Below are 23,451 nucleotides of genomic sequence, written 5' to 3'. Positions count from 1 at the left end.
GCGTTTCGCTTCAGCTGTCACTGGACGTCGTAGATCCAGATCAGGTTGGTGGTGAGCTCACCCACCGGGGTCCACTGGTATTCGCGGGCGACGCCCTGACCCTTGTAGTTGCGGACGAAGTCCAACAGCGCCGGGCGGGTGATCGCACCGGAGTCGATGCCTTTGAGCAGGATGGTGCCCAGGTCGTAGCCCTCGGCGCTGTAGGTGCCTGCCGCCTGGCCGAACTTCTGCTCGTACTCCTCGGCGAACGAGCCGGTGGCCGGGCCGCACGGGCAGGCCAGGACGGCGCCCTTGGAGGATTCGCCGGCCTGCTTGACGAATTCCGGGTCCTTGGTGCCGTCGGCGCTGGCGAAGGTGCCCTCGAAGCCACCGTCGCGCAGCTGCTGCACCAGCGGTGCCGCCTCGGCGTAGTAACCGCCGAAGAACACCGAATCCGGGGCGGCGCCCTTGATCTGGGTCACCGCGGCGGAGAAGTCCTTGTCGCCTTTCTTGACCGAGATGTTGCAGGCCGGATCCGCCACCGGACCGAGGGTGTCGCGGACGGCCTGAGCCAGGCCCAGTCCGTAGTCGGTGCTGTCGTCCACGACGCAGACCTTCTTGTGGCCCAACGTGTTCTTCAGATAGTTGGCGGCCGAGGGGCCCTGGACGCCGTCGTTGGCCAGCCCGCGGAAGAAGGTCTTCCAGCCGTTCTCCGACAGCGTCACGTTGGTGGCGGACGCGGTGGTGGCGACCAGGCCGGCCTGATCGAAGACGCCGCCGGTGGCCTTGGTCTCACCGGAGAAAGCCGGGCCCACCAGCCCGATGGTGTACTGATCGTCGACGATCTGCGGGGCGATGGCACTGGCCTTCTGCGGGTCGCCCTCGGTGTCGAACGGCTTGAGCTGCACCTGGCAACCGGGGTTGGCGGCGTTGTGCTTGTCGATGGCGAGCTGCACACCGTTCTTGATGTTGATACCCAGGGCGGCGTCCGGACCGTTGAGCGCGCCGGCCATCGCGATGGACACCGGCGGGCAGGTGGCGTTGCCGTCGCCGGCGGGGTCCGCGGGCGCGGCGCCCGTGCTGGCGGCCACTTCGGCGCCGTTCTCGTCGATCTGCACCTTCTCGACGATCTTCAGGTTCGTCTGCGCCGCGTCCTGCTCGGGCGTCGACTGACTGCAACCGGCAATCCCGAGCACCAACAGCCCCGCGCCGCTGAGAGCAACTGCATTTCGTGTCACGCGACCGCGCACGTTCACCTCCGGGTTCGATTTTGATCGGCCTCGACCGCCACGACCGTCACGGCCAGGGCGCTGATGCTTCCGGTAGAACATAGCCAACCAGTGGCGCCGGTGCGTGATGTTGACGAAGCGGTGCGCCGTGGTGGCGGGTGAAAGCCGACGAACCGGCACCGCTGAAACGCAGTGTTTACGCGCGGGCAGCGCAGCTCACTGTTGGGCGGGCGCCTCGTCGGTCGGCGTGTCGAGGGTTTCCAGCACCACTTCGGCCACCCGCTTCATCGTCGTGCGCCGGTCCATGGCGGCGCGCTGGATCCACTTGAAGGCCTCCGGCTCGCTCATGCCCTGCTTGGCCTGCAGCAGGCCCTTCGCCCGTTCGACGAGTTTGCGGGTCTCCAGGCGGTCGGACAGCGTCGCGACCTCCTGTTCGAGTGCGGCGAGCTCGCCGAAGCGGCTGACCGCCACCTCGATCGCCGGGATGAGGTCCTGGACGTTGAACGGTTTGACCAGGTAGGCCATGGCGCCGGCGTCGCGGGCCCGTTCGACGAGTTCGCGCTGGCTGAACGCGGTGAGGATGACGATCGGCGCGATCCGCTTGGCGGCGATCTCCGAAGCGGCGTCGATGCCGTCGCGTCGCGGCATCTTGACGTCCATGATCACCAGGTCGGGCCGCAGGCTCTCGGCGAGTTCGACGGCTTCCTGGCCGTCGCCGGCCTCGCCGACGATCTCGTAGCCCTCGTCGCGCAGCATCTCGGCCAGGTCGAGCCGGATGAGTGCCTCGTCTTCGGCGATGAGGACGCGGTGCGGCGTGACGCCGTCGGTGGATGACCCGGTCATGGGTGTCATTGTGGCGGTAACCCACGCGATCAGCGACCTCGGGGCCATCCTCTATGGTGGGAACCCGCACGCCCTCGTATCCCAATTGGCAGAGGAAACGGATTCAAAACCCGTGCAGTGTGAGTTCGAGTCTCACCGAGGGCACCAGAAACGACTAGTCGGGAACCGGGTCGAACACCGGCCCCCTGGGTCCGGGTGTCACGAGCGTTCCGCAGAAGACTCTGATCAGGCACCCGGTGCCGTCGCCGAACCCGGGGCGAGGTCCGCCGGGCCGCGGACCCGCGCCCACCAGCACCGGAGTCAGCGTCCCTCCCCAGCCGGGGAGCAACGGCCGTTATGCCGGGGTCGCAGGATCCGGAACCGGATCGAAGATCCCGGATCTGGCCGGTGCCCGGTCGGGTGTGTCGGGGGACGGATCGAAGACGCCCGAACGTGGCCCGGCCGTCGCGTCATCCGGCGACGGGTCGACGACGCCCGAAGTCGGTGCGGCCGCCGCGGCACCGGCACCCGCCATCATCCCGGCGGCCAGTGACACCGCCAAAATCAGTGCGCGGCAGGTGTTCCGCAAAGCTCTCGCGATCGCTGTCTGGTCAGCGGGCGTGGCCACCGTGACCGCCGTCCGCACCGTCCTTGCCGTCGGCGCCGCGCACGCCGTCGACGCCCGGCGCGCCACCCTTGCCGCCCGCTCCGCCGGCGCCGCCGTGGCCGCCGTGGCCGAACAGCCGGCTGAACAAGCCGCCCCGGCCACCGCGTCCGCCGTCGCCCCCATTGCCACCGTCAGTACCGCTCATGCCGATTCCCCCTCCTAGGCCGTGACGCCGTCGGCGCCGTTGGATCCCGCAGCACCATTGTCTCCCTTCGTGCTGCCGGTACCGCCCGAACCGCCGTTCCCACCTTTGCCGCCGGAACCGGGCGCCCCCGCCACCCCGTTGCTACCGTCGACTCCGGTTCCGGCGGGGTTCGCGCCGGACAGACCGCCCGCGCCGCCGGTGCCGCCGTTTCCGCCGTTTCCGCCCCGCCCGCCGGCACCGCCGGCGCCGCGACCGGTCACGAACGGCAGAACTCCGCCGGCGCCCCCCGAACCGCCGGCGCCGCCGCTTCCCCCGTTGCCGCCGTTTCCGCCGGCACCGCCATTGCCGCCATTGCCCGCGGTACTGAGATCACCGGGCTGCAGGTCACCGCCGTTGCCGCCGATACCTCCACTGCCCCCGTTCGCGCCGTGTCCGCCGGCGCCGCCCGCGCCGCCGCGGCCACCGACACCGAGCAGCAGGCCGCTGTTTCCGCCGTTGCCACCCGGTGCGCCGTCCATACCGTCGGCTCCGCGCCCGCCGACGCCTCCGGCGCCGCCGTTTCCGGTGTTGTTGTCGAAGGCGACATTGCCGCCGCCGTTGCCGCCGCGGCCCCCGTCACCGCCGAGGCCGCCGGCACCGCCGTCTCCCCCGTTGGTCGGGTAGCCGAAGGTGGTCACGAAATCGCCGCCGACTCCGCCGTCGCCGCCGTCGCCGCCGTTGCCGCCGAGGACACCGCCGTTGCCACCGCGGCCGCCGGGAAAGTTGCCGTTCGGCCCATTGCTGCCCTGCGGCCCTTCGGTTCCGGTGCCCGGGTAGGAGTTGGCGCCACGGCCGCCGTTCTGCAGACCGACCCCGTCGGCCCCGCCACCCGGCGGGGCGTCGAACATCGCCGGAGGCAGACCCGCGGCCGCAGTGTCGGTGGTGACGAGGGTGAGGCCGTCCAGTCCAGGCGCGCCCGCACCGCCGGCACCGCCGTCGCCGAAGAACAGACCGGCGTTGCCCCCGTTGCCGCCCCGGCCGCGGCCGGGCTCGGTCTGACTGAAGCCGTCACCGCCGTTGCCGGCGAACAGACCCGCGTTGCCACCGTCGACGCTCTCCGCGGTGCCGTCGGCCCCGTTGCCGATGAAGACGTTCAGAATCGGGATGAACCGCGCGATCTCGAAGATCGGGTCGAGGAACGCCGCGCTCAGTCCTCCGTCACCGAACAGCGATACCGATTCGGCGTGCGCGGTGGGCGCCAGCAGTAGCGCCGGTGCCGGCGCCGCCACGATGAGTCCGGCGCCGCCGATCGCCGCCACGGTGGCCACCAAGGGCCGCTTCCCCGATGTCATCCGAACTCCCCTGCCGCGTTGCCGGCGCGCGCCTCTCGCGCGCCGCACAGATCGTCGCAGGAATTTTCGCGCGCGTCAGTCGATTCAGGCGACCGGCACCTCGGCGTCGCCCCGGCTGCGCCGGTCCCATTCAGCCAGCACCTCGGCGTCGGTGGGCCTGGTGAACAGGCTGCCCACCACGAACACCAGCAGGCCGGACGCCAATCCGACATAGATCGGTTCGTTGGCGTAGATATCCCCGAGGACGACCATCGTGGTCAACGTGCCGACGGTGCCGACCGCCATCGCCGCCACCGCGCCGACGTTGGTGCCGCGCCGCCAGACCAGCCCGCCGATGATCGGCACCAGCAGGCCCCCGACCAGGATGTCGTAGGCGACGGTCAACGCGGCGACCACATCCTGCAGCACGCACGCGATCGCCACCATCACCAGACCGAACCCGGCGACATAGAGCCGGTTGCTGCGGATGTGGTCGGGTTCGGAGCCCGCAGCGGGATCCCGGTGACGCACCCGCGCCACGATGTCCTGGCTGAACACGGTGGCTGTGGCGATCAGCGCACCGCTCGACGTCGACATCACTGCCGCCAGGGCCGCGGCCAACACCAGCCCGGCCAAGACCGGGGGCAGCTGCATCTCGACGAACTGCGCGAATGCGTCGTCACGGGATTCCAATTGCGGCAGAACCACTCTGGCGGCCATTCCGATCACCGCACCGGCGATCGCGTAGAGCAGGCAGTACACCCCCGCACCGGCACCCGCCCACCGGGCGACCCCCGGACTGCGGGCGGTGAACACCCGCTGCCAGATGTCCTGGCCGATCAGCAGACCGAAGGTGTAGATGACGAAGTAGGTCAGGATGGTGTCGCCGCCGATCGCGGTCAACGAGGTGGCATCGGCGGGCAGCTTGTCGGCCAGCCCACTCCACCCGCCGGTCCTGGCGAGCGCCACGGGCAGCAGGATGAAGAAGATGCCGATGGTCTTGATGACGAACTGCACGAAGTCGGTCAGCGTGATCGACCACATGCCCCCCAGCGTCGAGTAGACGATCACGACGCTGCCGCCGAGCAGGATCGCCGGCACCTTGCCGATGTCGAACAGGGCGCCGAAGATCGTCGAATAGGCAATGGTCGACGTCACCGACAGCATCAGTGTGTATCCCCACATCACCACCCCCGAGAGCACCGAAGATCCCGGCCCGTAACGCAATTCGAGCATCTGGCTGACGGTGTACACCCGCAGCCGCTGGATCCGTCCGGCGAACAACAGGCTCAGCGCCAGGATGCCCACCCCGATCGCGGTCACCAGCCACATGCCGGAGATGCCGTATTCGTACCCCAGGCCCACGCCGCCGATGGTGGACGCGCCACCCAGCACGATGGCCGCCATCGTGCCCGAGTACAGCAGTGGGCCGAGTCGGCGACCGGCCACCAGGAAGTCCGATTGAGTGGTTGCCCGCCGCTTGCCCCAGAAGCCGAAGCCGATCATTCCGATCAGGTAGATGATGACGATCGCGACGTCCATGGGTGGCTCCTAGCGGATATCGAGGTGGATGACGGTCGGCCGGTCGGCGTCGAGTGCCGCACCGACCAGATCGGTGAGGTCGGCGGTCGAGGTGGTGCGCACCCCGTACGCGCCCATGGCCACCGCCAGCGCCGCGAAATCAGGTGTCCTGAGCCGCACCCCGAGCGGCGCGATGCCCCGGGTCCGCTCCTGGTCCTCGATCTCCCGGTAGCCGCCGTTGTCCACGACCACCACCGGCACCGGCAACCCGAGTTCGATCAGCGTCATCAGTTCCTGCACCGAGAACATGACCGCCCCGTCACCGAGGACCGTGGCCACCGGTTCACCGGGCCGGGCCACCGACGCACCGATCGCGGCGGGTAACCCGTAGCCGAGGGTGGCGAAACCGGGTGAATAGCAGAACCGTCGCGGCGCGGGCATGTCGAAGAAGTGCACCGATCCGAAATAGGTGACCTGCGAACTGTCGCCGGTCAGGACGCCGCGGGCGGGCAGCGCGGCGCGAACGGCGGTGTTGATCGATTCGTGGATGCCCGCGTCGCGGGCCGCCTCCTGCCGACAGGCCGCCCGCAGCGCCGCTGCCCGCTCTTCGCCGTCACCAGCGCGACGTTCGCGGACCGCCTCGAGCAGGGCGGCCACCGTGGCGGCCGCGTCGCCCAGCAACGGGTGATCGGCGGGGCAGTTCTTGTCGAGCTGACCGACCTCGATGTCACAGCGGATCACGGTGCGGCCGCGGATCTCACCATCCCACAGATCGGAGTCGCCCAACTCGCTTCCGATGACCAGCAGTGCATCGCTGTCGGCGGCCGCCCTCTGCAATGCCCGCAGCCGCACCGATGCCCCAACGGACAACCGATGGGCTTCTGCGACAACACCTTTACCGTTGACGGTGGTCGCCACCGGTGCGCCGAGCGCCTCGGCCAGCGCGGTGACCTCGGCGTGCGCGTCGACGGCCCCGCCGCCGGCGATGATCAACGGCCGCTGCGCCGCGGCCAGCACCTCCCCCGCCCGCAGCACCGCCCGCGGATCGGCGATCGGTGCGGCGGGGGCGGACGAGGTCCGCACCTGTCCCGACCAGGGCTGGGTGAGCACGTCGATCGGGATCTCGATGTGGACAGGCCGTGGACGCCGCCCGGCGAACCCGGCGAAGGCGTCGGACACCGCATCGGCGGCCTCGTCGGGGCTGCGCACCCGTCGGCTCCACGCCACCAGTGCGTTCATCGCGGCGCTGGTGTTCTTCGCCTCGTGCAATTGCCCGAGGTCGCGCCCTTCGGTTCCGGTCGGCATCCCCGGCGACAGCACCAGCATGGGCTGCGATTCTGCGTAGGCGGTGGCGGCCGCGGTGATCGCGTTCGTCAGCCCGGGTCCGCTGGTCGTCAGCACCACGCCCGGCCGTCCGCTGACGCGGGCATAGGCCTCCGCGGCGTATCCGGCGCCCTGTTCGTGGCGCGGCGTGATCACCCGGACCACCCCGGCGCGAAGGCCGGTCTCCAGGTGGCGGTAGATCTCGAGGTTGTGGGTGCCCGGGATCCCGAACACCGCGTCGACGCCGTGGGCCAGCAGTGCGTCGACCACGGCCGCCCCGCCGTTGCGGTGGGTCACCGGTTGGCTCCGAGCACCGAGATCAACTCGTAGGCGACATGCGCGGCCGCCAGGCCGGTGATCTCGGCGTGGTCGTAGGCGGGCGCCACCTCGACGATGTCGGCGCCGACGATGTTGGCCCCGACCAGGCTGCGCAGACAGTGCAACAGCTCGCGGCTGGTCATTCCGCCGGCCTCGGGGGTGCCGGTGCCCGGCGCATGTGCGGGGTCAAGCACGTCGATGTCGACCGAGACGTACACCGGCGCCTCCCCGATGCGGGCGCGCATCCGCTCGATCACCGCGGCGAGCCCGTCGAGCTGGACGTCGTCCGATCCGATCACCTGGAATCCGAGAACCCGATCGTCGGACAGGTCGGTGGGTGCGTAGAGCGGTCCGCGGATCCCGACGTGCAGACAGTGCGACGGGTCGAGCAGGCCTTCTTCGCCGGCCCGGCGGAACGGGGTGCCGTGGGTGAACGGGGCGCCGAAGTAGGTGTCCCAGGTGTCGAGGTGGGCGTCGAAGTGCAGTACGGCGATCGGCCCGTGGTCGCGGTGCAGGGAGCGCAGCAGCGGCAGTGCGATGGTGTGATCGCCGCCGAGGGTGACCAGTTTCGTTCCCCCGTCGCGCAGTTCGTCGGAGTTGCGCTCGATGGTCGTGATCGCCTCGGCGATGTCGAACGGGTTGACCGCCATATCGCCCGCATCGGCGACCTGTTGGGTGGCGAACGGTTCCACGTCGAGCCGGGGATGGTAGGTCCGCAGCAACTTCGAGGCGGCACGAATGTGGCCGGGCCCGAATCGTGCGCCCGGGCGATAGGACACCCCGGAGTCGAAGGGCACCCCGACCACCGCGACGTCGGTGCGGGTGACCTCGTCGAGCCTCGGGAGACGGGCGAACGTCGCAGGTCCCGCATAGCGGGGCACCTTCGTGGCGTCGACGGGACCGATCGGTGTATCCATCCACCCAGCCTGACTGAGATGCCGATCACACCGGAAGCGCCGATCTGTCGAATCTCCGGATGCCGTGATCGACAATCTGTCCATGACCACCGTGCGCGAGCTGATCGCCCACCCCGAGCTCGGTCTCACCCTCGTGGCCGGGGCTCGGCACGCCGACCGGGAGATCGACGCGGCCGCCGTCTCGGAGCTCCGCCATCCCGGATCCTGGTTGCAGGGCGGCGAACTGCTGCTCACGATCGGGCTGTTGCTTCCGGACTCGGAGAGCGGCTGCCTCTCGTATCTGGCCGAACTCGACGCCGCGGGAATCCGGGCGGTCGGGCTCGGGCTCGGCGCGGAGCTGCCCCATCAGGCCGCACCATCCGCTCTGATCGGCGCCGCCGAGGAGATCGGGATGCCGCTGCTGACGGTGCCGGATCCGGTGCCCTTCATCGCCGTCACCAAGGCGGTCTTCGCCGCCCGGGCCCGCGCCGAGCGCCAGGAGCTGGAATGGGCGCTGCACACGCAGCGGGCGCTCACCGCGGCCGCGGTTTCCCCGGGCGGGCTGTCGGGCATTCTCGACGCTCACCGTGAAGCGACCGGGCGCAGCGGGGCGGTGATCGACCTGCTGGGCCGACTGCTCGCCGGCACCGCAGCCGACGGTGAGCGCCTGCGGCGCCGCTCCGAGGAGCTGCTGGCGTCGGTGCGCCACCACGGGCTGGCCGCCGCAGCCGGTGACATCCGCGACGGCAACCGGCTGGAGCTGCACGCCCTCGGCGCCCACCGGCTGCGGGGCTGGCTCGTCACCGAGGGGCCGCTCCGGCACTCCGAAAGCGCTGCCGTACAACAGGTTCGCGGAGATCTCGTCTCGTTGCTGTCGCTGGAACTGGAGCGGCGGTTGGGGGCCACCACGGCTCAGCGACGGGGGCGCGCACACATCTTCGATCGGCTGGCCCGCGGCACCGTCGACGACGTGGTCGCCGCCCGCTGGCTCGGTTCGGTGGACCTCGTCGACACCGACCTGCGATGCGCCGTCATCGACGCGCCCGCCGACGCCGACGACCTGGCCGCAGACCTGCTGGGCACCCTTCCAGACGCGCTGGCGCGGGTGGCCGGTGACGTCGTCGAGGTCGCCGTACCGGTGCACACCGATCTGGCCGACGCCCTGGCCGCCCTGGCCGACGGACGGGCCGCGGGGATCGGCATCGCAGTGCGTCCGGGGGCGTTGGCGGTGTCGCTGCGTCAAGCCCGCTCGGCGCTGCCCACCGCGCGCACCATGGCCCGCCATGTCCACGCCGACGATGTCGCCAGCAGCCGGGTGCTGCTGAGCAGCGTGGGCGGGCCGGCCCTGCAGGCCTACGCCGACGCGGTGCTCGCGCCGATCGACGCCGCGGACCGGGCGATGGACCTGATGCCGGCGCTGGTGGCGTTCCTCGACCACAACGGTCAGTGGGCGGGTGCGGCCGCCGGCTTGCGCCTCCATCGCCACACCGTGCGCCAGCGGATCGACACGGTCGAGCGGCTCACCGGCCGCCGGCTCGACGATGCGTCCGACCGCTTCGAGCTGTGGCTGGCCCTGCACGCCAGGGAGGCCGCGCGAATGTCGGCCGAGTAGTCGGCCGGCGGCGATACGCTGCGACGATGGCTGTGAGTGGAAGCCGTCGAACGGTCTGTATGCCCGAGGTCGCGCTGCAGAGCCGCATGCCCGCCCGCACCCGGCATTACGCCGAGGCGGTCGTGCGCCGGCTGCGGGTGCTCACCATCGCGACCTGGATCGCCGCGGTGGTCTCCGCCGCCTTCGGCATCTTCCAGCTGGTGCTGGGCGGCTCGGCCTGGTGGATCGGCCTGCTGAACCTGGCGTTCGGCGTGCTGTTCATCGCCGTCCCGCTGGTCTACCGCTTCGGCGAGCTGATCGCACCGCTGACGTTCTTCGTCCTGGCCTACATATCGGTGACGTTCATCTGCTTTCAGGTGGGCACCGATTCGGGCTTGCAGTTCTACTACCTGGTGTCGGCATCGCTGGTGGTGCTGGTGCTGGGTATCGAGCGCATCGTGCTGTCCGCGACGATCGTGGCTCTCGGCGTCGTGGCCTCGATCGTGATCGAGTTGATCGTGCCCGACGACCGCCAGGTCGGCCCGCCGTGGATGTTGACCGTCGGCTTCATCCTGTCGGCGGTGTCGTCGACCCTGATGGTGTTCGCCACGGTGTGGTACGCCCTGCGCGAGACCGACCGCGCCGAACGCGCCATGGAGGCCGAGTACCAGCGGTCGGAGAAGCTGCTGGCCAACATCCTGCCCACCAGCGTGGCCGCCCGCCTCAAGGATCCGACGCATTCGATCATCGCCGACCGCTACGACGATGCGTCGGTTCTGTTCGCCGACATCGCCGGATACACCGAACGCGCCAGCGATACGTCGCCGACCGAACTGGTGCGGTTCCTCGACCAGCTCTACACCGACCTCGACGCGCTGGTCGACCGCCACGGTCTGGAGAAGGTGAAAACCAGCGGGGACAGCTACATGGTGGTCAGCGGGGTCCCGCGGCCACGGCCCGATCACGTCGAGGCGCTGGCCTGTCTCGCCCTGGACATGGCCGACGCCGTGGCCGATCTCACCGACCACCGGGGCCGAGCGGTACCGCTGCGGATCGGCCTGGCGGCCGGGCCGGTGGTGGCCGGTGTGGTCGGTGCGCGCAAATTCTTCTACGACGTGTGGGGCGACGCGGTCAACGTCGCGGCCCGGATGGAGACGACCGACGTGGTGGGTCGAATCCAGGTGCCGCACAACATCTACGAACGCATCCGGCACAGCTTCGACTTCGAGGAGCGCGGCGATGTCGACATCAAGGGCAAGGGCGTGATCCACACCTGGTACCTGGTCGGCCGCCGCGACGACGGGGCGGTCCGGGCGGCCGTCGAACTGCCCACTAACGCACGAACAGTGACATCACCAGCTGGTTGACCCGCCGTCGCGGCCATCCGGTCACACCGTCGCCGGCCAGCGCGGCGCGCGCCGCGTTTCGGCCGCACACCCCGTGCACGCCCCCGCCCGGATGGGCGCCCGCGCTGCCGAGGTAGAGCCCCTCGATCGGCGTCTCGGAACGGCCGAATCCGGGCGTGGGACGGAAGATCAGCTGCTGCTGCAGTTGTGCGGTGCCGCCGTTGACGGCGCCGCCGACCAGGTTGGCGTCCGAGGCGGTCAGCTCCGACGGGCGCTGGATGAACTTGCCGACGACGGCGTCGGCGAAGCCGGGGGCATGCTCCTCGAGCACCCGGTCGACCGATTCGGACAACCGGTCGGCCGCGGCGTCGTCGGTGACGTCCCGCGGCAGATGCGTGTAGGCCCACGCGCTCTCGGTGCCGGCCGGGGAGCGGGTGGGGTCGGCGGTGGTCATCTGCCCGAACAGCATGAACGGGTGATCGGGCACCGTACGGGTGTTGAGGTCGGCCATCCAGCGGACCAGTCCGTCGGCGTCGGCGCCCAGATGTACCGTGCCCACCTCGTTGAGGTTCTTCGACCGCCACGGGATCGGCGCGTCGAGCGCATAGTTGATCTTCAATACCGGGGTGTCCCAGGTGAAGTGCTCGAGGTCCGCCAGCACGCGCGGCGGCACGACGTCGACGGGCAGCAGGGTGCGGTAGAGCGCGGGCGCCGACACGTCGGCCACCACCGCCCGGCGCGCCGAGACCGACCGGCCGTCGGCGGTGCGGACGCCGACGGCCCGGCCGCCACGCACGTCGATGCCGGTGACCGGCTGATCGCATTCGATCCGGACGCCGGCCGATTCCGCGCGGCGCACCAGGGCGGCGGTCAGCTGTCCGGCACCTCCGACGGGCACCGGCCATCCGCCGTCCTGCGCCATCATGATCAACATCAGCCCCATGACGCCGCTGCCGGGCGCGTCGAGGGGGACGTCGGCATGCAGGGCATTGCCGAGCAGCAGAAGGCGAGCGGCGTCGCCGGCAAACAACTGCCGGGCCATCTCACCGGCGGGCAACACCAACCGGTGCACCAGCCGCAGGGCTTCGGCGGTGCCGAGGCGGCGCAGCAGTCCAGCCGCTCCGCGCACCGGCGGGAACGGCGTGAACAGGCTCGTCAGCAGCGGATCCTTGATCTGCTGCCACAAGTCGAACAGCCGCAGCCAGTTGTCGCCGTCGTCGGGGTGGTGCCGGGCGAGTTCGGCCGCGGTGCGACCCGGATCGCGGTGGATGACGGGCGCGTCCTCGTCGTCGGCGCCGCGGGGATGCCCGACCACCGCGGGCGCGTGGGTCCAGCGCAGGCCGTGGTCTTCGAGATGCAGTCCGGTGAGCACCGGCGATGCCAGCGACAGCGGGTAGAACGCGCTGTACAGATCGCTGATGTACCCGGGGATCCGCTCGGCGCTGCGCACCGCCCCACCCGGTTCGGGCTGAGCCTCCAGGACGACGACATCCCAGCCGGCGTCGGCCATGAGCGCGGCGGCCACCAGCCCGTTGTGCCCGGCGCCGATGACGACCGCGTCGGCGCTAGTCGACGTCACCGTCGTTGCGACGCTCAGCCAGGAATGCCAGTCGGCGCAGTGTCTCGTTGTTACGCGGCCACACCGCGGCGTCGGAGATCTGCCCGGGCAGCAACTTGCCCAGGCCGCTGAGCGGATACTCCTCCATCTGCGCGCGGCACCCGTCGCCCTCGTCGTGCAGCGTCAGCACGATCCGCGCGCCGCCGAACGGCCGCCCCTTGGCGTGCAACACCAGTCGCTCCGGCGGCGTGCACTCCTCCACGAGCGTCTCGTCGTTCAGCAGCACCGGCCAGACGCCGATGGAGTGGTGGATGGTGGAGCCGGGCGCCGGCCAATCGGGGGCGACAGCGCGCATCCGGCTGTTACCCACCACCCACTGCGAATACGTCCACCCGTCGGCGATCACGTCCCATACTTGCTGACGTGTCGCGGCAATGTTGCGTGTCACCGTCACCGGTGGCGGATACCCGCCGCGCGGTGGTTTAGACCTTCCGGTTCTCCGACTTGATCATCCACGCGAGCTTCTCCAGTCCGTCGATCAGCTGATGGAGGATGTCGGCGGTGCTGGGGTCGGCCGCGTCGACGGCGTCGTGCACGGCGCGCATGGTGTCCACCGCGGCGTACACGCGACCGGTGATCAGGTCGACCACCTCGGCGGTGCTGCGTTCGAAGGCCGGGAACTCCGGCAGCGAGGTGGTGGCGGCGACGGTGTCGCTGCGCCCGTCGGGGACCGCGTCGAGCGCGCGCGCATCCGCTCGGCGACGGTGTCACTGGCTTCACGCGCGAAGTCCACGAGTTCATCGAGCTGCAGGTGCAGATCCCGGAAGTTCGTGCCGACGACGTTCCAGTGCGCCTGCTTGCCCTGCAAGTGCAACTCGATGAGGTCGACCAGCACCCGTTGCAGGTTTGCGGCGAATTCGGGGCCGGCGGTGAAGGCTTGGATTTCGGCTTCGGTGCGTCGTGTTGTCGTCATGCCAGTATCAACACCGCAGGTCGAGGATCCTTTCCTGATTGCCGGAGTGATCGGCGTCACGCGGGGAGCGCGCGTTGCCGAGCCACCTATTCCCCCTGGGCGCCGGTCATGGACCCGTTCTGCTCGTCCTGCGCCGCGAGCAGCCGGGCGTAGCCGGCGCCCATGCCGAGCAGGACCAACCCCACGACGATGAACACCGCGACGCGGAAGATGCCGTCGAGCGTGCCGAGGTCGAACAGGAACAGCTTGGCCACCGCCGCGGCCACGAGCGCCATTCCCGCGCCGATCGGCACCGAGCGGTCTTCCCTGGGGCGCCGCGCGGCGTAACCGAGAAGACCTGCGGCAGCACCGATCCAGCAGATCGTCGCGGCCATGTGCCCGGCGAAGAAGCCACCGTCCGGACCCCCGATCAGCACCCCGGCCGTGACCAGAAGCATGGTCGCGGCGTACAGGCCGACCGCCCCGGTTCCCAGCCACAGCACGCGCGCGGCCTCGACGTTGGCGGCGCCGGCGTGGCTCCAGGCGATGGCCGCGGCGGCTGCGGCCAGGAGGACGCTGGCGATCAGGACCGACACCGCGTCCGGTGTGCTCGACTGCGTGGCCTCGATCAGCACGGCCGGCGGGGCGTACGCGAGATAGAGCAGCCCGCCGATCACGGCGAAACCGACCGCGGCCCATCGCGCGACGTCGTCGCGCCGGCCGGCGACCGCGACCACCGTGGCCATCGCCAGCAGAAGCGGTGCGGCCACCTCACCGTCGAAGGCGACGTTGACGGCAACCAGTGCGCTGATCGCCGACAGCGCCGACCAGATCTGCCGGACGACACCCGACACCGCGGGCAGCCAGGCGCCGCCCAGGACGACGGCGAGCAATGCCGCGGCCAGCGCCGCGATCATCAGGGCCGCCACCGTCCGGTCGGCGGTTGCCGACACGCACAGCACGGGGAGCACGCCCGCCGCGGTGAGCAGGGCCAGCGCTGCGCCGTTCGTGGTGCGCGGCAACACGATCAGCCCGCCGGCGAGGGCCAGCAGAGCGGCGATTCCGCATGCCGCGGCGAGCAGCAGATCCGCGCGCTCCCCGATCGCGGCCCCGGCGAGCGCCACCAGCAGCGGCACGGTGACCGCGGCGGTGCGCGCGGCGTGCAGCCAGATCCAGTTCCTGCCCAGTTGCACCGGCAGCGACGTCGCCGACAGCGCGAGCATGAAGCCGAGCAGCGTCAACGTGACGCCGCCGGTGACGACGGGAGCCAGTACCAGCAGCGGGATCAACACCAGCAGACCGAGATGTTCGGAGTTCCAGCGGCGCGCCAGCATCAGACCCGCCCCGCCGATCAAGGCGGCCACGACGAGCCCGACGGGTGCGGAGATCCATTCGTAGACGGTGGTGACGGCGATGACGTCGATGTACGCCGCGGCCACCCCGGTGGCGGCCAGGGCGATGGCGCCGACCCGGCCACCGGGTCGGCGGTCGACTCGGCACCCGGCCGCGACCAGCGCACCCGCGAGGACGGCCCCCGCGGTGACCCGCACCTCGGGGCGCAGAATGCCCGCCTGGGCGGCCAGCACGAGCAGCAGGACGACGCCGATCAGGGTGACGGCGACGCCGGCGACCGCGAGGGCCTTGCCGATCCATCCCTCCGAGCGTTCGCGCGGCGGCGGGGGTGGAGCGGGCAGCGCGACCGGGCGCACGGCGGCTGGTGGTGGGGGCACCGGGACGGGTGGCGGGGCGTAGGGCGGCCATACCGGGACCGGCGGCGGCACCGCGGCGGGCCGCGCCGCCGGAGCCTGCGCGAGCAGGCGGTCCAACTCGACGAGGTCGGCCGAGACGCGACCCAGCTGCTGGGACAGGGCGGCGAAATCCGCCGACAACCGGGCGATCACGGCACGATGCGGTTCGGTCATGAACCGATCGTGGCAATCGAGCGGCGCCTGCGGATGAGTAGGACTACCCCTGTTCGCCCTCGTCGTCGAGTCCGTGCTCGATCGCGTAGCGCGCCAATTCAACCCGGTTGGCGACCTGCAGTTTCCGGAACGTCGCCTGCACATGGTTCTCGACGGTGCGGTGACTCAGCGAGAGCCGCGCCGCGATCTGTTTGGCGGTGAGCCCCTTGGCGACGTGGCGCAGCACCTCGAGTTCGCGGTCGGTGAGGGTGGGCCCGGCCGGCTCTTGCGCGATGCGCCGGTACTCCCCCAGCACCAGCCCGGCCAGCCCCGGAGTGAACACCGCGCGGCCCTGCGCGGTCGCCCGCACCGCAGCGCTCAGTTCGGCTTTCGATGCGCTCTTGACCAGATAGCCGGTGGCGCCGGCCTTGACCGCTTCCAGCACGTCGTCGCGTTCATCGGAGGCAGACAGCACCAGAACGCGGGACTGCGGCGACACGGCCAGCACCTCGGCGGTGGCCCGGCCGCCGTCGCCGTCGGCCAGCCGCATGTCCATGACCACCACCGCGGGTTGGACGGCCAGGGCCCGTCGGCGCGCCGACGCCACACCGTCGGCCGTCGCCACCACCGCGAATCCCTCGTCGGCCAGATCCCGCGCGACGGCGTCACGCCAGATCGGATGGTCGTCGACCACCATCACCGTCGTCTGATCACCGGTCACCGGCGCCCTCCTTCCCCGCCCGCGGCACGGTCAGCTCCCATTCGGTGCCGGTGTCCGGCCCGGTGTGCAGCCGGGCTGATCCACCGAGCGCATTCATTCTCCCCACAATGGATTTCGCGACACCCATCCGCCCGTCGGCGGCCGCCTCGGCCAGCCGTCCGGCCCGGATGCCCGGACCGTCGTCGCGAACGCTGACCGTGACTGCGTCACCGAGATCCTCCACCAGCACGTAGGCGTGCGCATCGGGGCCGGCGTGGGCGGTGACGTTGTCCAGGGCGTTGACCGCCGCCGCGCACAGCTCCTCGGCCACCGCGGGGTCCAGGAGCACGGGGTCGGCGGGCAGGCTCACCGAGACGCGGTCGCAGGCCCGCCGGCGCAGCAGCGCCGACACGTCGGTGCGGGCGTCGGCCGGCACGGGTCCGGCGGCATCGCTGAGCATCCGGCGCAGCGCGCGTTCCTGCTCACCGGCCAGTTCGGCGAGTTCGGCGGTGGGGCCGCCGATCTCGCGTCCCCGACGGGCCACCAGGGCGAGGACCTGCATGGCGCCGTCGTGCACCTGCCGGGACAACCGCTCCCGTTCCTCCAGCGCCGCCGCCAACCGGGCGGCCTGTTCGAGTTCGGCGTGTGCGCGCCGCGCGGTCTGCGCGGCCATCCCCACCGCCAGGCCCACGGCCAGTTCGATGACGATGGTGGCGTTGCGTCCGAGATCGATGTTCACCTGGCCCTTCACCGCCGCCGACGTCGCCATCACCACCACCCCGGCCAGCATCCCGGCGACCGGGCCGCGCAGGATCGCCGCAGAGATGGTCGCGTTGGTCGCCCACAGGGTGGTCGGCCAGGACTGGTTGTCGGCCACCCAGCGGTCCCCGGCCACCAGATCGGTGGACAGCATCAGCGCCACCACGACGACGATCTCGGCCGTCACCCACGCCGGCCGTCGCCCGAAGCCCGACAGGTAGGCCACCGCGCACGCCGCACTCCAGCCGATCAGCACCGCGAACAGCGTCCACGCCACCGCGGGCCGGTCCAGATCGCCGTTGACCGCGATCTGAAATCCCAACGCGTACAGACAACTCAGCAACCGGAACACCTGGGCCGCCCGCCACAGCGGGGTGGCCGGGTCGACCGTCGCCGGCACCTACATCACCTTGGACAGGAAGGCTTTCGTGCGATCGTGCTGGGGGTTGCTCATCATCTCGCGCGGATCGCCGCTCTCGACGATCACCCCACCGTCCATGAAGACCAGCTTGTCCGCGACCTCGCGGGCGAACCCCATCTCGTGGGTGACCACGACCATGGTCATCCCCTCCGCGGCCAGCTTTTTCATGACCCCCAGCACCTCGCCGACCAGTTCGGGATCGAGTGCCGAGGTGGGTTCGTCGAACAGCATGAGCTTCGGGCTCATCGCCAGCGCGCGGGCGATGGCCACCCGCTGCTGCTGTCCGCCGGAGAGCTGCGCGGGGTAGGCGGTCGCTTTGTCCGCCAGCCCGACCTGGTCGAGCAGATCCCTGCCACGGGCAGTCGCCTCGTCTTTTCTGACGCGCTTCACCTGGATCGGCGCCTCGATGACGTTGCCGAGCGCGGTGCGGTGCGGAAACAGGTTGAAGTGCTGGAACACCATGCCGATGTCGCGACGCTGTCGCGCGGCGTCGCGAGGCGACATCTCGTGCAGCTTGCCGCCGCGCTGCCGGTAGCCGACGAGTTCGCCGTCGACGTAGAGCCGCCCGGCGCTGACGTGTTCGAGGTGGTTGATGCAGCGCAGGAACGTCGACTTGCCCGACCCCGACGGCCCCACGACGCACAGCACCTCACCCTTGCCGATCTCGAGGGTGACCCCTTTGAGCACCTGCAGGGCGCCGAAACTCTTGCAGACCTGTTCCGCCTTGACCATTGGGGTCACTGCTGTTCTCCCAACTGCGCCTTGGCCAGCGCATCGAGCTGTCGCGTCGTCAGCTTGCGCGAGGCGCCCCTGGAGAAGTACCGCTCGAGGTAGTACTGCCCGACCATCAGCACGCTGGTGATGACCAGATACCACGTGGCGGCCACCATCAGCAGCGGCACCGGTTCGAAGATGCGCGAGGCGATTTCGCGGGAGGTGATGCCGTAGAGGTCCAGCGCGAACGGCACGCCGGTGACCAGCGAGGTGGTCTTGAGCATGCTGATCACCTCGTTGCCGGTCGGCGGGATGATCACCCGCATCGCCTGCGGCAGCACGGTGCGCCGCATCGCCAGACCCCAGGACATACCCAGTGCGGTGGATGCTTCGAGCTGCCCCTCGGGCACCGAGCTGATGCCGGCCCGGATGATCTCGGCCATGTAGGCGGATTCGTTGAGGGCCAGGCCCAGGATCGCCAGGATGAAGGGCATCGAGAAGGCCTGCATGTTGAATTCCAGCAGCGCGGGCCCGAACGGCACCCCCAGCCGGATGTTCTGGTAGATGGTCGGCAGCAGACCCCAGAACACCAGCTGCACATACACCGGGGTGCCGCGGAAGATCCACAGATACGCCCACGACACCGCCTTGAAGACCGGGTTGGGCGACAGTCGCATCACGGCCAGCAGCACTCCGAGCACGAGCGCGAGCACCATCGAGTAGATGGTCAGCTGCAGGGTGTTCACCACACCGACCGTGATCACCCGTTCGTTGAACAGGTACTCCCAGTAGGTCGGCCAGCGGTAGGCCTCGTTGGTGGCCGCACCGTAGAGAAACAGTCCGGCCAGGACGAGGATGACGACCGCCGCCACCCACCGCCACGGATGGCGAAGTGGTACGGCATCGATAGCGGCCGGGGTGCCGGACGATGACGACGGGTCGGCATCACTCATCGTGTCAGCTGATCGCTCCGTTGATGACGGGCTTGTCGATCATGCCCGCCTCGACACCCCAGTTCTTGGCGATCTCCTCGTACGTACCGTCTTCGATGAGATGCTCGAGGGCCTGCTGCAGCGACTGTGCCAGCGGCGAACCCTTGGCCACCGGCCAGCCGTACGGCGCGGCATCGAAGATCTCACCGGCCGTCTCGAGCTTGCCGTTGCTCTGCTTGACCGCGTAGGCGGTCACCGGCGAGTCCGCCGACATCGCGTCGACCTGTCCGAGCACGACGGCGTTGGTGGCCGCATCCTGGCCGTCGAACGGCGTGATCGCGATCGCCGGCTTGCCCGCGTCCGTGCACGCCTTGCTCTTGGCCGGCAGCTCGTCGGTCTCCTGATAGGTGGTGGCCTGCACCGCGACCTTCTTGCCACAGGCATTGTTCGGGTCGACCGGATTGTCCGGACGCTGCGCCCACTGGGTGCCGGCCGAGAAGTAGGTGACGAAGTCGACCGACTGCTCGCGCTCCTTGGTGTCGGTGAACGACGACATGCCCACGTTGAAGGTGCCGCCCTGCACCGACGGGATGATCTTGGCGAAGTCGGCCTCACGGTATTCCGGGGTCAGGCCCAGCGTGGCCGCCATGGCGTTCATCAGGTCGACGTCGAACCCGACGATCTTGCCGCTGGCGTCCTTGAACTCGTTGGGCGCGTAGGGAATGTTGACCCCGACGATCAACTTGCCGCTGGACTTGATCTCCTCGGGCACGGTATTGGCGATCTCGTCGACCTTGGCGCCGCTGGCGGCGGTGGACTCGCCGCCGCCGGACCCGCCGGAATCACCGCCACTCGCGCACCCGGACAACGCTATTGCACCGCTGGCGGCGAACAGCACGGCGAAGCGCCACATTCTGCGCGTACGGTCGGAACGTCCTGCTGACACGGTTGCCTCATCTCTCTGACTCAGGTGCGTCCCGGGACGCCGATGACGTCATCAGTCGCGACGACGTTAACGGCCGGGAATCCAGTGCGCACTTCCGGTAACGGAACAGTAGTGGAGTCGCCAGCAAGTGGCAGGCGAACGACAGCGCACAAAGCGCTGAAACCCGGGCCGCGGCGCCGCTGCTGTGCCACACTGCGCGCATGTCGACCCCCACCGCGCCCAGCATGTTGCGTCACCTGTGGATCTACACCGTGGTCTCGGGACTGCTCGCCGTGCTGCTCGGCGTGCTGGTCTTCGTCCGTCCCGGCGCCGCAATCCTCGTCACCGCCATCTTCTTCGGGGCCTATCTACTGATCACCGGCATCACCCAGGTGGTGCTCGCATTCAGCGTGCGGTCGTCGTTGGGCGGTCGGGCTCTGTTGTTCATCAGTGGGGCGGCCGCGCTGGTGTTGGCGGTGCTGTGCTTCATCAACCTGTCCAATTCGATCGACCTGCTCGCCATCTGGATCGGCATCGGCTTCATCTTCCGCGGGGTCGCCACGGCGATGTCGGCGTTCTCCGACGCGTCCCTACCCGGACGGATCTGGGAGATCGTCCTCGGCGTCATCAGCGTCATCGCCGGCCTGATCATGTTCGTCGCGCCATTGGAGGGACTGGTGGCCCTGACCCAGGTGACGGGTGTGATCCTGGTGGTGATCGGCCTGTTCGAGGTGATCGCCGGAATCCGGATCCGCACCGAGTCGCGCGGGCAGCGCGCCGTGACGTAAGACACCGCCGGTAGGGCCGAAAGACCCTGGTCGCGGCCGTCCCGCCGCTACTACACTGCGTCGTAGATACCTGTGTGTAGTGGTGAAAGTGGGTCACATGGACGCGTTGGACGTCTCGCGTTGGCAGTTCGGAATCACCACCGTCTATCACTTCATCTTCGTCCCGCTGACGATCGGCCTCGCGCCGCTCATCGCGGTGATGCAGACGGCCTGGGTGGCCACCGGAAACCCCACCTGGTACCGGCTCACCCGCTTCTTCGGCAAGCTCTTCCTGATCAACTTCGCGATCGGTGTCGCCACCGGAATCGTGCAGGAGTTCCAGTTCGGCATGAACTGGAGCGAATACTCACGCTTCGTCGGTGACGTGTTCGGCGCGCCGCTGGCCATGGAGGGTCTGGCGGCGTTCTTCTTCGAATCCACCTTCATCGGACTGTGGATTTTCGGCTGGAGCCGGTTGCCGAAGCTGGTGCACCTGGCCTGCATCTGGATCGTCGCGATCGCGGTGAACATGTCGGCGTTCTTCATCATCGCGGCGAACTCGTTCATGCAGCATCCCGTCGGCGCGACGGTCAACCCGGTCACCGGTCGTGCGGAACTGACCAGCATCGTGGCGCTGTTCACCAACAACACCGCGATCGCCGCCTTCGCCCACGCGGTGGCCGGATCGTTGCTGACCGCCGGCACGTTCGTGGCCTGCGTCTGCGCCTGGTGGATGGTGCGTGCACACCGGCAGGACGGTCCGGACTCGGCGGCGTTGTTCCGGCCCGCCATGCTGATGGGCTGTCTGGTCACGCTCGTGGCCGCGGGCGGTCTCTTCTACACCGGCGACGTGCAGGGCAAGCTCATGTTCGAGCAGCAGCCGATGAAGATGGCCTCGGCGGAATCGCTGTGCCACAGCGAGACCGACCCGGACTTCTCGGTGCTGACCGTCGGCACCCACAACAACTGTGACAGCGTCGTGCACCTCATCGAGGTGCCCTACGTGCTGCCCTTCCTCGCCGAAGGGCGCCTGAGCGGCGTGCACCTCGAGGGCGTTCAGGATCTGCAGCAACGCTACGAGCAGCAGTTCGGGCCGGGCGACTACCGGCCCAACCTCTTCGTGACCTACTGGTCGTTCCGCGCGATGATCGGATTTCTCGCCGTGCCTGCGCTGTTCGCGCTGACAGCCCTGTGGCTCACCCGGGGGGGACGCACCCCGGACCAACGCTGGTTCTCCCGCTTCGCCCTGCTGACCATTGCGACACCGTTCCTGGCCAACAGCGCGGGCTGGGTGTTCACCGAGATGGGCCGCCAACCGTGGGTGGTGGTGCCCAACCCGACCGGCGATCCGTCGCTGCGCCTCAACGTCGCCGACGGGGTGTCCGGACACTCGGTGGGCATGGTGCTCACCTCGCTGATCACCTTCACCGCGGTGTACGCGGTGCTCGCGGTCATCTGGTTCTGGCTGCTGCGGCGGTACGTGACCGCAGGCCCACAGGAGCACGATTCCGAGCCGGCCCCTCCCACCCCTCCCGGTGACGACGACGTCGCCCCCCTGTCATTCGCCTACTGAGTCGTTCGCATACTGAAAGAGACTGCAGCGATGGGACTTCCGGAACTCTGGTTCATCCTCCTGGGCTTCCTCTTCCTCGGGTTCTTCGTGCTGGAGGGGTTCGACTTCGGCGTCGGCATGCTGATGGCCTTCTTCGGCCGAGCCGCCGGCTCGGACCCCGACGCCGCCGAACAGCACCGCCGGGCCGCGCTGAACACGATCGGACCGGTGTGGGACGGCAACGAGGTGTGGCTCATCACCGCGGGCGGTGCGATGTTCGCGGCGTTCCCCGACATGTACGCCACCATGTTCTCCGGCCTCTTCCTGCCCCTGCTGGCCATCCTGCTGTCGATGATCGTGCGGGTCGTGGCCATCGAGTGGCGCGGCAAGATCGACGACCTCCGGTGGCGGCGGTGGGCCGATCTCGGGATCGCGGCGGGTTCCTGGGTGCCCGCGGTGCTGTGGGGTGTGGCCTTCGCCGCGCTGGTGCGCGGACTGCCCGTGGACGCCGACAAGCAGATCCGGCTCGGATTCTCCGATCTGCTCAACGCCTACACCCTGCTGGGCGGGTTGGCGACCGCGACGCTGTTCGCCCTGCACGGCGCGGTGTTCGTGGCGCTCAAATCGGCCGGTTCGGTGCGGGCACACGCCCTGCGTTTCGCCGGTGTCCTCGCCATACCGGTGGTGGTGCTGGTCGGCGGCTTCGGCCTGTGGACGCAGCTCGCGCACGGCAAGGACTGGACATGGCCGGTGCTTGCGGTGGCGGTCGTCGCGCTGCTGGCCGCGGTGCAGCGGATCTGGTCGGGCACCGGCGAAGGCTGGGCGTTCACCTACACCGCCACCGTCGTCGCCGCCGTGGTCGTCCTGCTCTTCGGGTGCCTGTTCCCCGACCTGATCCCCTCGACGCTGAACCCGGCGTGGAGTGTGACCATCCACAACGGTTCGTCGAGCCCTTACACGCTGACCATCATGTCGTGGGCGGCACTGATCTTCGCCCCGTTGGTGATCGGATACCAGGGCTGGACGTACTGGGTGTTCCGCCAGCGGATCTCCGCCGAGCGGATCCCGGCTCCGACCGGATTGTCATGGTGCTCGAACTGACGCTGTGGCGCATGTCGACGCC

The 23,451-nt window shown here is 69.6% G+C and carries 20 protein-coding genes, 1 tRNA gene and 1 pseudogene; 6 read left to right on the top strand and 16 right to left on the bottom strand.

Features of this window, described 5'->3' with window-relative positions:
* Positions 1–17: 17 nt before the first annotated feature.
* Together ACN27E_RS02865 and ACN27E_RS02860 are read right to left on the bottom strand one after the other, a co-directional pair.
* Positions 18–1,229 carry a branched-chain amino acid ABC transporter substrate-binding protein gene (locus ACN27E_RS02865; protein ID WP_422746507.1) on the bottom strand — a complete coding sequence of 404 codons (1,212 nt, stop codon included), beginning with the start codon at positions 1,227–1,229 and terminating at the stop codon, positions 18–20.
* 195 nt (positions 1,230–1,424) lie between these two features.
* Positions 1,425–2,051 carry an ANTAR domain-containing response regulator gene (locus tag ACN27E_RS02860; RefSeq protein WP_422746506.1) on the bottom strand — a complete coding sequence of 209 codons (627 nt, stop codon included), beginning with the start codon at positions 2,049–2,051 and terminating at the stop codon, positions 1,425–1,427.
* A 70-nt stretch (positions 2,052–2,121) separates the two neighbouring features.
* Here ACN27E_RS02860 and ACN27E_RS02855 point away from each other — a divergent pair.
* Positions 2,122–2,198: transfer RNA gene (locus ACN27E_RS02855), tRNA-Leu, on the top strand.
* Between the two features lie 443 nt (positions 2,199–2,641).
* Here the strand turns inward: ACN27E_RS02855 and ACN27E_RS02850 are convergent.
* The 5 genes from ACN27E_RS02850 to speB form a co-directional block, all read right to left on the bottom strand.
* Entirely contained in the window at positions 2,642–2,842 is a 201-nt protein-coding gene (locus tag ACN27E_RS02850) for a hypothetical protein (RefSeq protein WP_422746505.1), read from the bottom strand.
* A 14-nt stretch (positions 2,843–2,856) separates the two neighbouring features.
* A complete protein-coding gene (locus ACN27E_RS02845; protein WP_422746504.1) occupies positions 2,857–4,173 on the bottom strand; it encodes a PGRS repeat-containing protein in 1,317 nt (438 codons plus the stop codon).
* Between the two features lie 84 nt (positions 4,174–4,257).
* Positions 4,258–5,694 (bottom strand): sodium:solute symporter, encoded by a 1,437-nt coding sequence (locus tag ACN27E_RS02840; RefSeq protein ID WP_422746503.1) that lies wholly within the window; start codon positions 5,692–5,694, stop codon positions 4,258–4,260.
* 9 nt (positions 5,695–5,703) lie between these two features.
* A complete protein-coding gene (locus tag ACN27E_RS02835) occupies positions 5,704–7,293 on the bottom strand; it encodes a thiamine pyrophosphate-dependent enzyme (RefSeq protein ID WP_422746502.1) in 1,590 nt (529 codons plus the stop codon).
* Entirely contained in the window at positions 7,290–8,231 is a 942-nt protein-coding gene (speB, locus tag ACN27E_RS02830; protein WP_422746501.1) for an agmatinase, read from the bottom strand. The genes ACN27E_RS02835 and speB overlap by 4 nt, the downstream gene beginning before the upstream one ends.
* An 82-nt stretch (positions 8,232–8,313) precedes the next feature.
* Here speB and ACN27E_RS02825 point away from each other — a divergent pair, with 82 nt between their 5' ends.
* Together ACN27E_RS02825 and ACN27E_RS02820 are read left to right on the top strand one after the other, a co-directional pair.
* Positions 8,314–9,822, top strand: coding sequence for a PucR family transcriptional regulator ligand-binding domain-containing protein (locus tag ACN27E_RS02825; RefSeq protein WP_422746500.1), 1,509 nt, complete (start codon positions 8,314–8,316; stop codon positions 9,820–9,822).
* A gap of 26 nt (positions 9,823–9,848) precedes the next feature.
* Positions 9,849–11,168 carry an adenylate/guanylate cyclase domain-containing protein gene (locus tag ACN27E_RS02820; RefSeq protein ID WP_422746499.1) on the top strand — a complete coding sequence of 440 codons (1,320 nt, stop codon included), beginning with the start codon at positions 9,849–9,851 and terminating at the stop codon, positions 11,166–11,168.
* Here ACN27E_RS02820 and ACN27E_RS02815 read toward each other — a convergent pair.
* The 9 genes and pseudogenes from ACN27E_RS02815 to ACN27E_RS02775 form a co-directional block, all read right to left on the bottom strand.
* On the bottom strand, positions 11,134–12,726 hold the full coding sequence (locus ACN27E_RS02815) for a phytoene desaturase family protein (protein WP_422746498.1): 1,593 nt from the start codon (positions 12,724–12,726) through the stop codon (positions 11,134–11,136). The genes ACN27E_RS02820 and ACN27E_RS02815 overlap by 35 nt on opposite strands.
* Entirely contained in the window at positions 12,713–13,159 is a 447-nt protein-coding gene (locus tag ACN27E_RS02810; RefSeq protein ID WP_422746497.1) for an SRPBCC family protein, read from the bottom strand. The genes ACN27E_RS02815 and ACN27E_RS02810 overlap by 14 nt, the downstream gene beginning before the upstream one ends.
* Positions 13,160–13,187: 28 nt before the next feature.
* Positions 13,188–13,678 (bottom strand): annotated as a pseudogene (locus ACN27E_RS02805) (Dps family protein).
* An 86-nt stretch (positions 13,679–13,764) separates the two neighbouring features.
* Entirely contained in the window at positions 13,765–15,579 is a 1,815-nt protein-coding gene (locus tag ACN27E_RS02800; RefSeq protein ID WP_422746496.1) for a DUF2339 domain-containing protein, read from the bottom strand.
* Positions 15,580–15,622: 43 nt separating this feature from the next.
* Positions 15,623–16,255 carry a LuxR C-terminal-related transcriptional regulator gene (locus ACN27E_RS02795; RefSeq protein ID WP_422749560.1) on the bottom strand — a complete coding sequence of 211 codons (633 nt, stop codon included), beginning with the start codon at positions 16,253–16,255 and terminating at the stop codon, positions 15,623–15,625.
* Between the two features lie 13 nt (positions 16,256–16,268).
* Positions 16,269–17,417 carry a MacS family sensor histidine kinase gene (macS, locus tag ACN27E_RS02790; RefSeq protein WP_422746495.1) on the bottom strand — a complete coding sequence of 383 codons (1,149 nt, stop codon included), beginning with the start codon at positions 17,415–17,417 and terminating at the stop codon, positions 16,269–16,271.
* Entirely contained in the window at positions 17,418–18,170 is a 753-nt protein-coding gene (locus ACN27E_RS02785; RefSeq protein ID WP_422746494.1) for an amino acid ABC transporter ATP-binding protein, read from the bottom strand.
* A gap of 5 nt (positions 18,171–18,175) precedes the next feature.
* Positions 18,176–19,105 carry an amino acid ABC transporter permease gene (locus ACN27E_RS02780; protein WP_422746493.1) on the bottom strand — a complete coding sequence of 310 codons (930 nt, stop codon included), beginning with the start codon at positions 19,103–19,105 and terminating at the stop codon, positions 18,176–18,178.
* Positions 19,106–19,109: 4 nt separating this feature from the next.
* On the bottom strand, positions 19,110–19,997 hold the full coding sequence (locus ACN27E_RS02775) for an ABC transporter substrate-binding protein (protein ID WP_422746492.1): 888 nt from the start codon (positions 19,995–19,997) through the stop codon (positions 19,110–19,112).
* A gap of 233 nt (positions 19,998–20,230) precedes the next feature.
* On the opposite strand from ACN27E_RS02775, the gene ACN27E_RS02770 reads away from it, so the two are divergent.
* The 3 genes from ACN27E_RS02770 (at position 20,231) to cydB (ending at position 23,429) form a co-directional block, all read left to right on the top strand.
* Positions 20,231–20,797 carry an HdeD family acid-resistance protein gene (locus ACN27E_RS02770; RefSeq protein ID WP_422746491.1) on the top strand — a complete coding sequence of 189 codons (567 nt, stop codon included), beginning with the start codon at positions 20,231–20,233 and terminating at the stop codon, positions 20,795–20,797.
* 97 nt (positions 20,798–20,894) lie between these two features.
* Positions 20,895–22,349 carry a cytochrome ubiquinol oxidase subunit I gene (locus tag ACN27E_RS02765; RefSeq protein WP_422746490.1) on the top strand — a complete coding sequence of 485 codons (1,455 nt, stop codon included), beginning with the start codon at positions 20,895–20,897 and terminating at the stop codon, positions 22,347–22,349.
* Between the two features lie 30 nt (positions 22,350–22,379).
* Entirely contained in the window at positions 22,380–23,429 is a 1,050-nt protein-coding gene (cydB, locus tag ACN27E_RS02760; RefSeq protein ID WP_422746489.1) for a cytochrome d ubiquinol oxidase subunit II, read from the top strand.
* The last annotated feature ends 22 nt before the right edge of the window (positions 23,430–23,451 follow it).

This window comes from Mycobacterium sp. WMMD1722, assembly GCF_049315205.1.
Classification (GTDB): Bacteria; Actinomycetota; Actinomycetes; order Mycobacteriales; family Mycobacteriaceae; genus Mycobacterium.
Note: the sequence above shows the minus strand (reverse complement) of the source record. Positions and strands in the feature narration are given on the sequence as shown.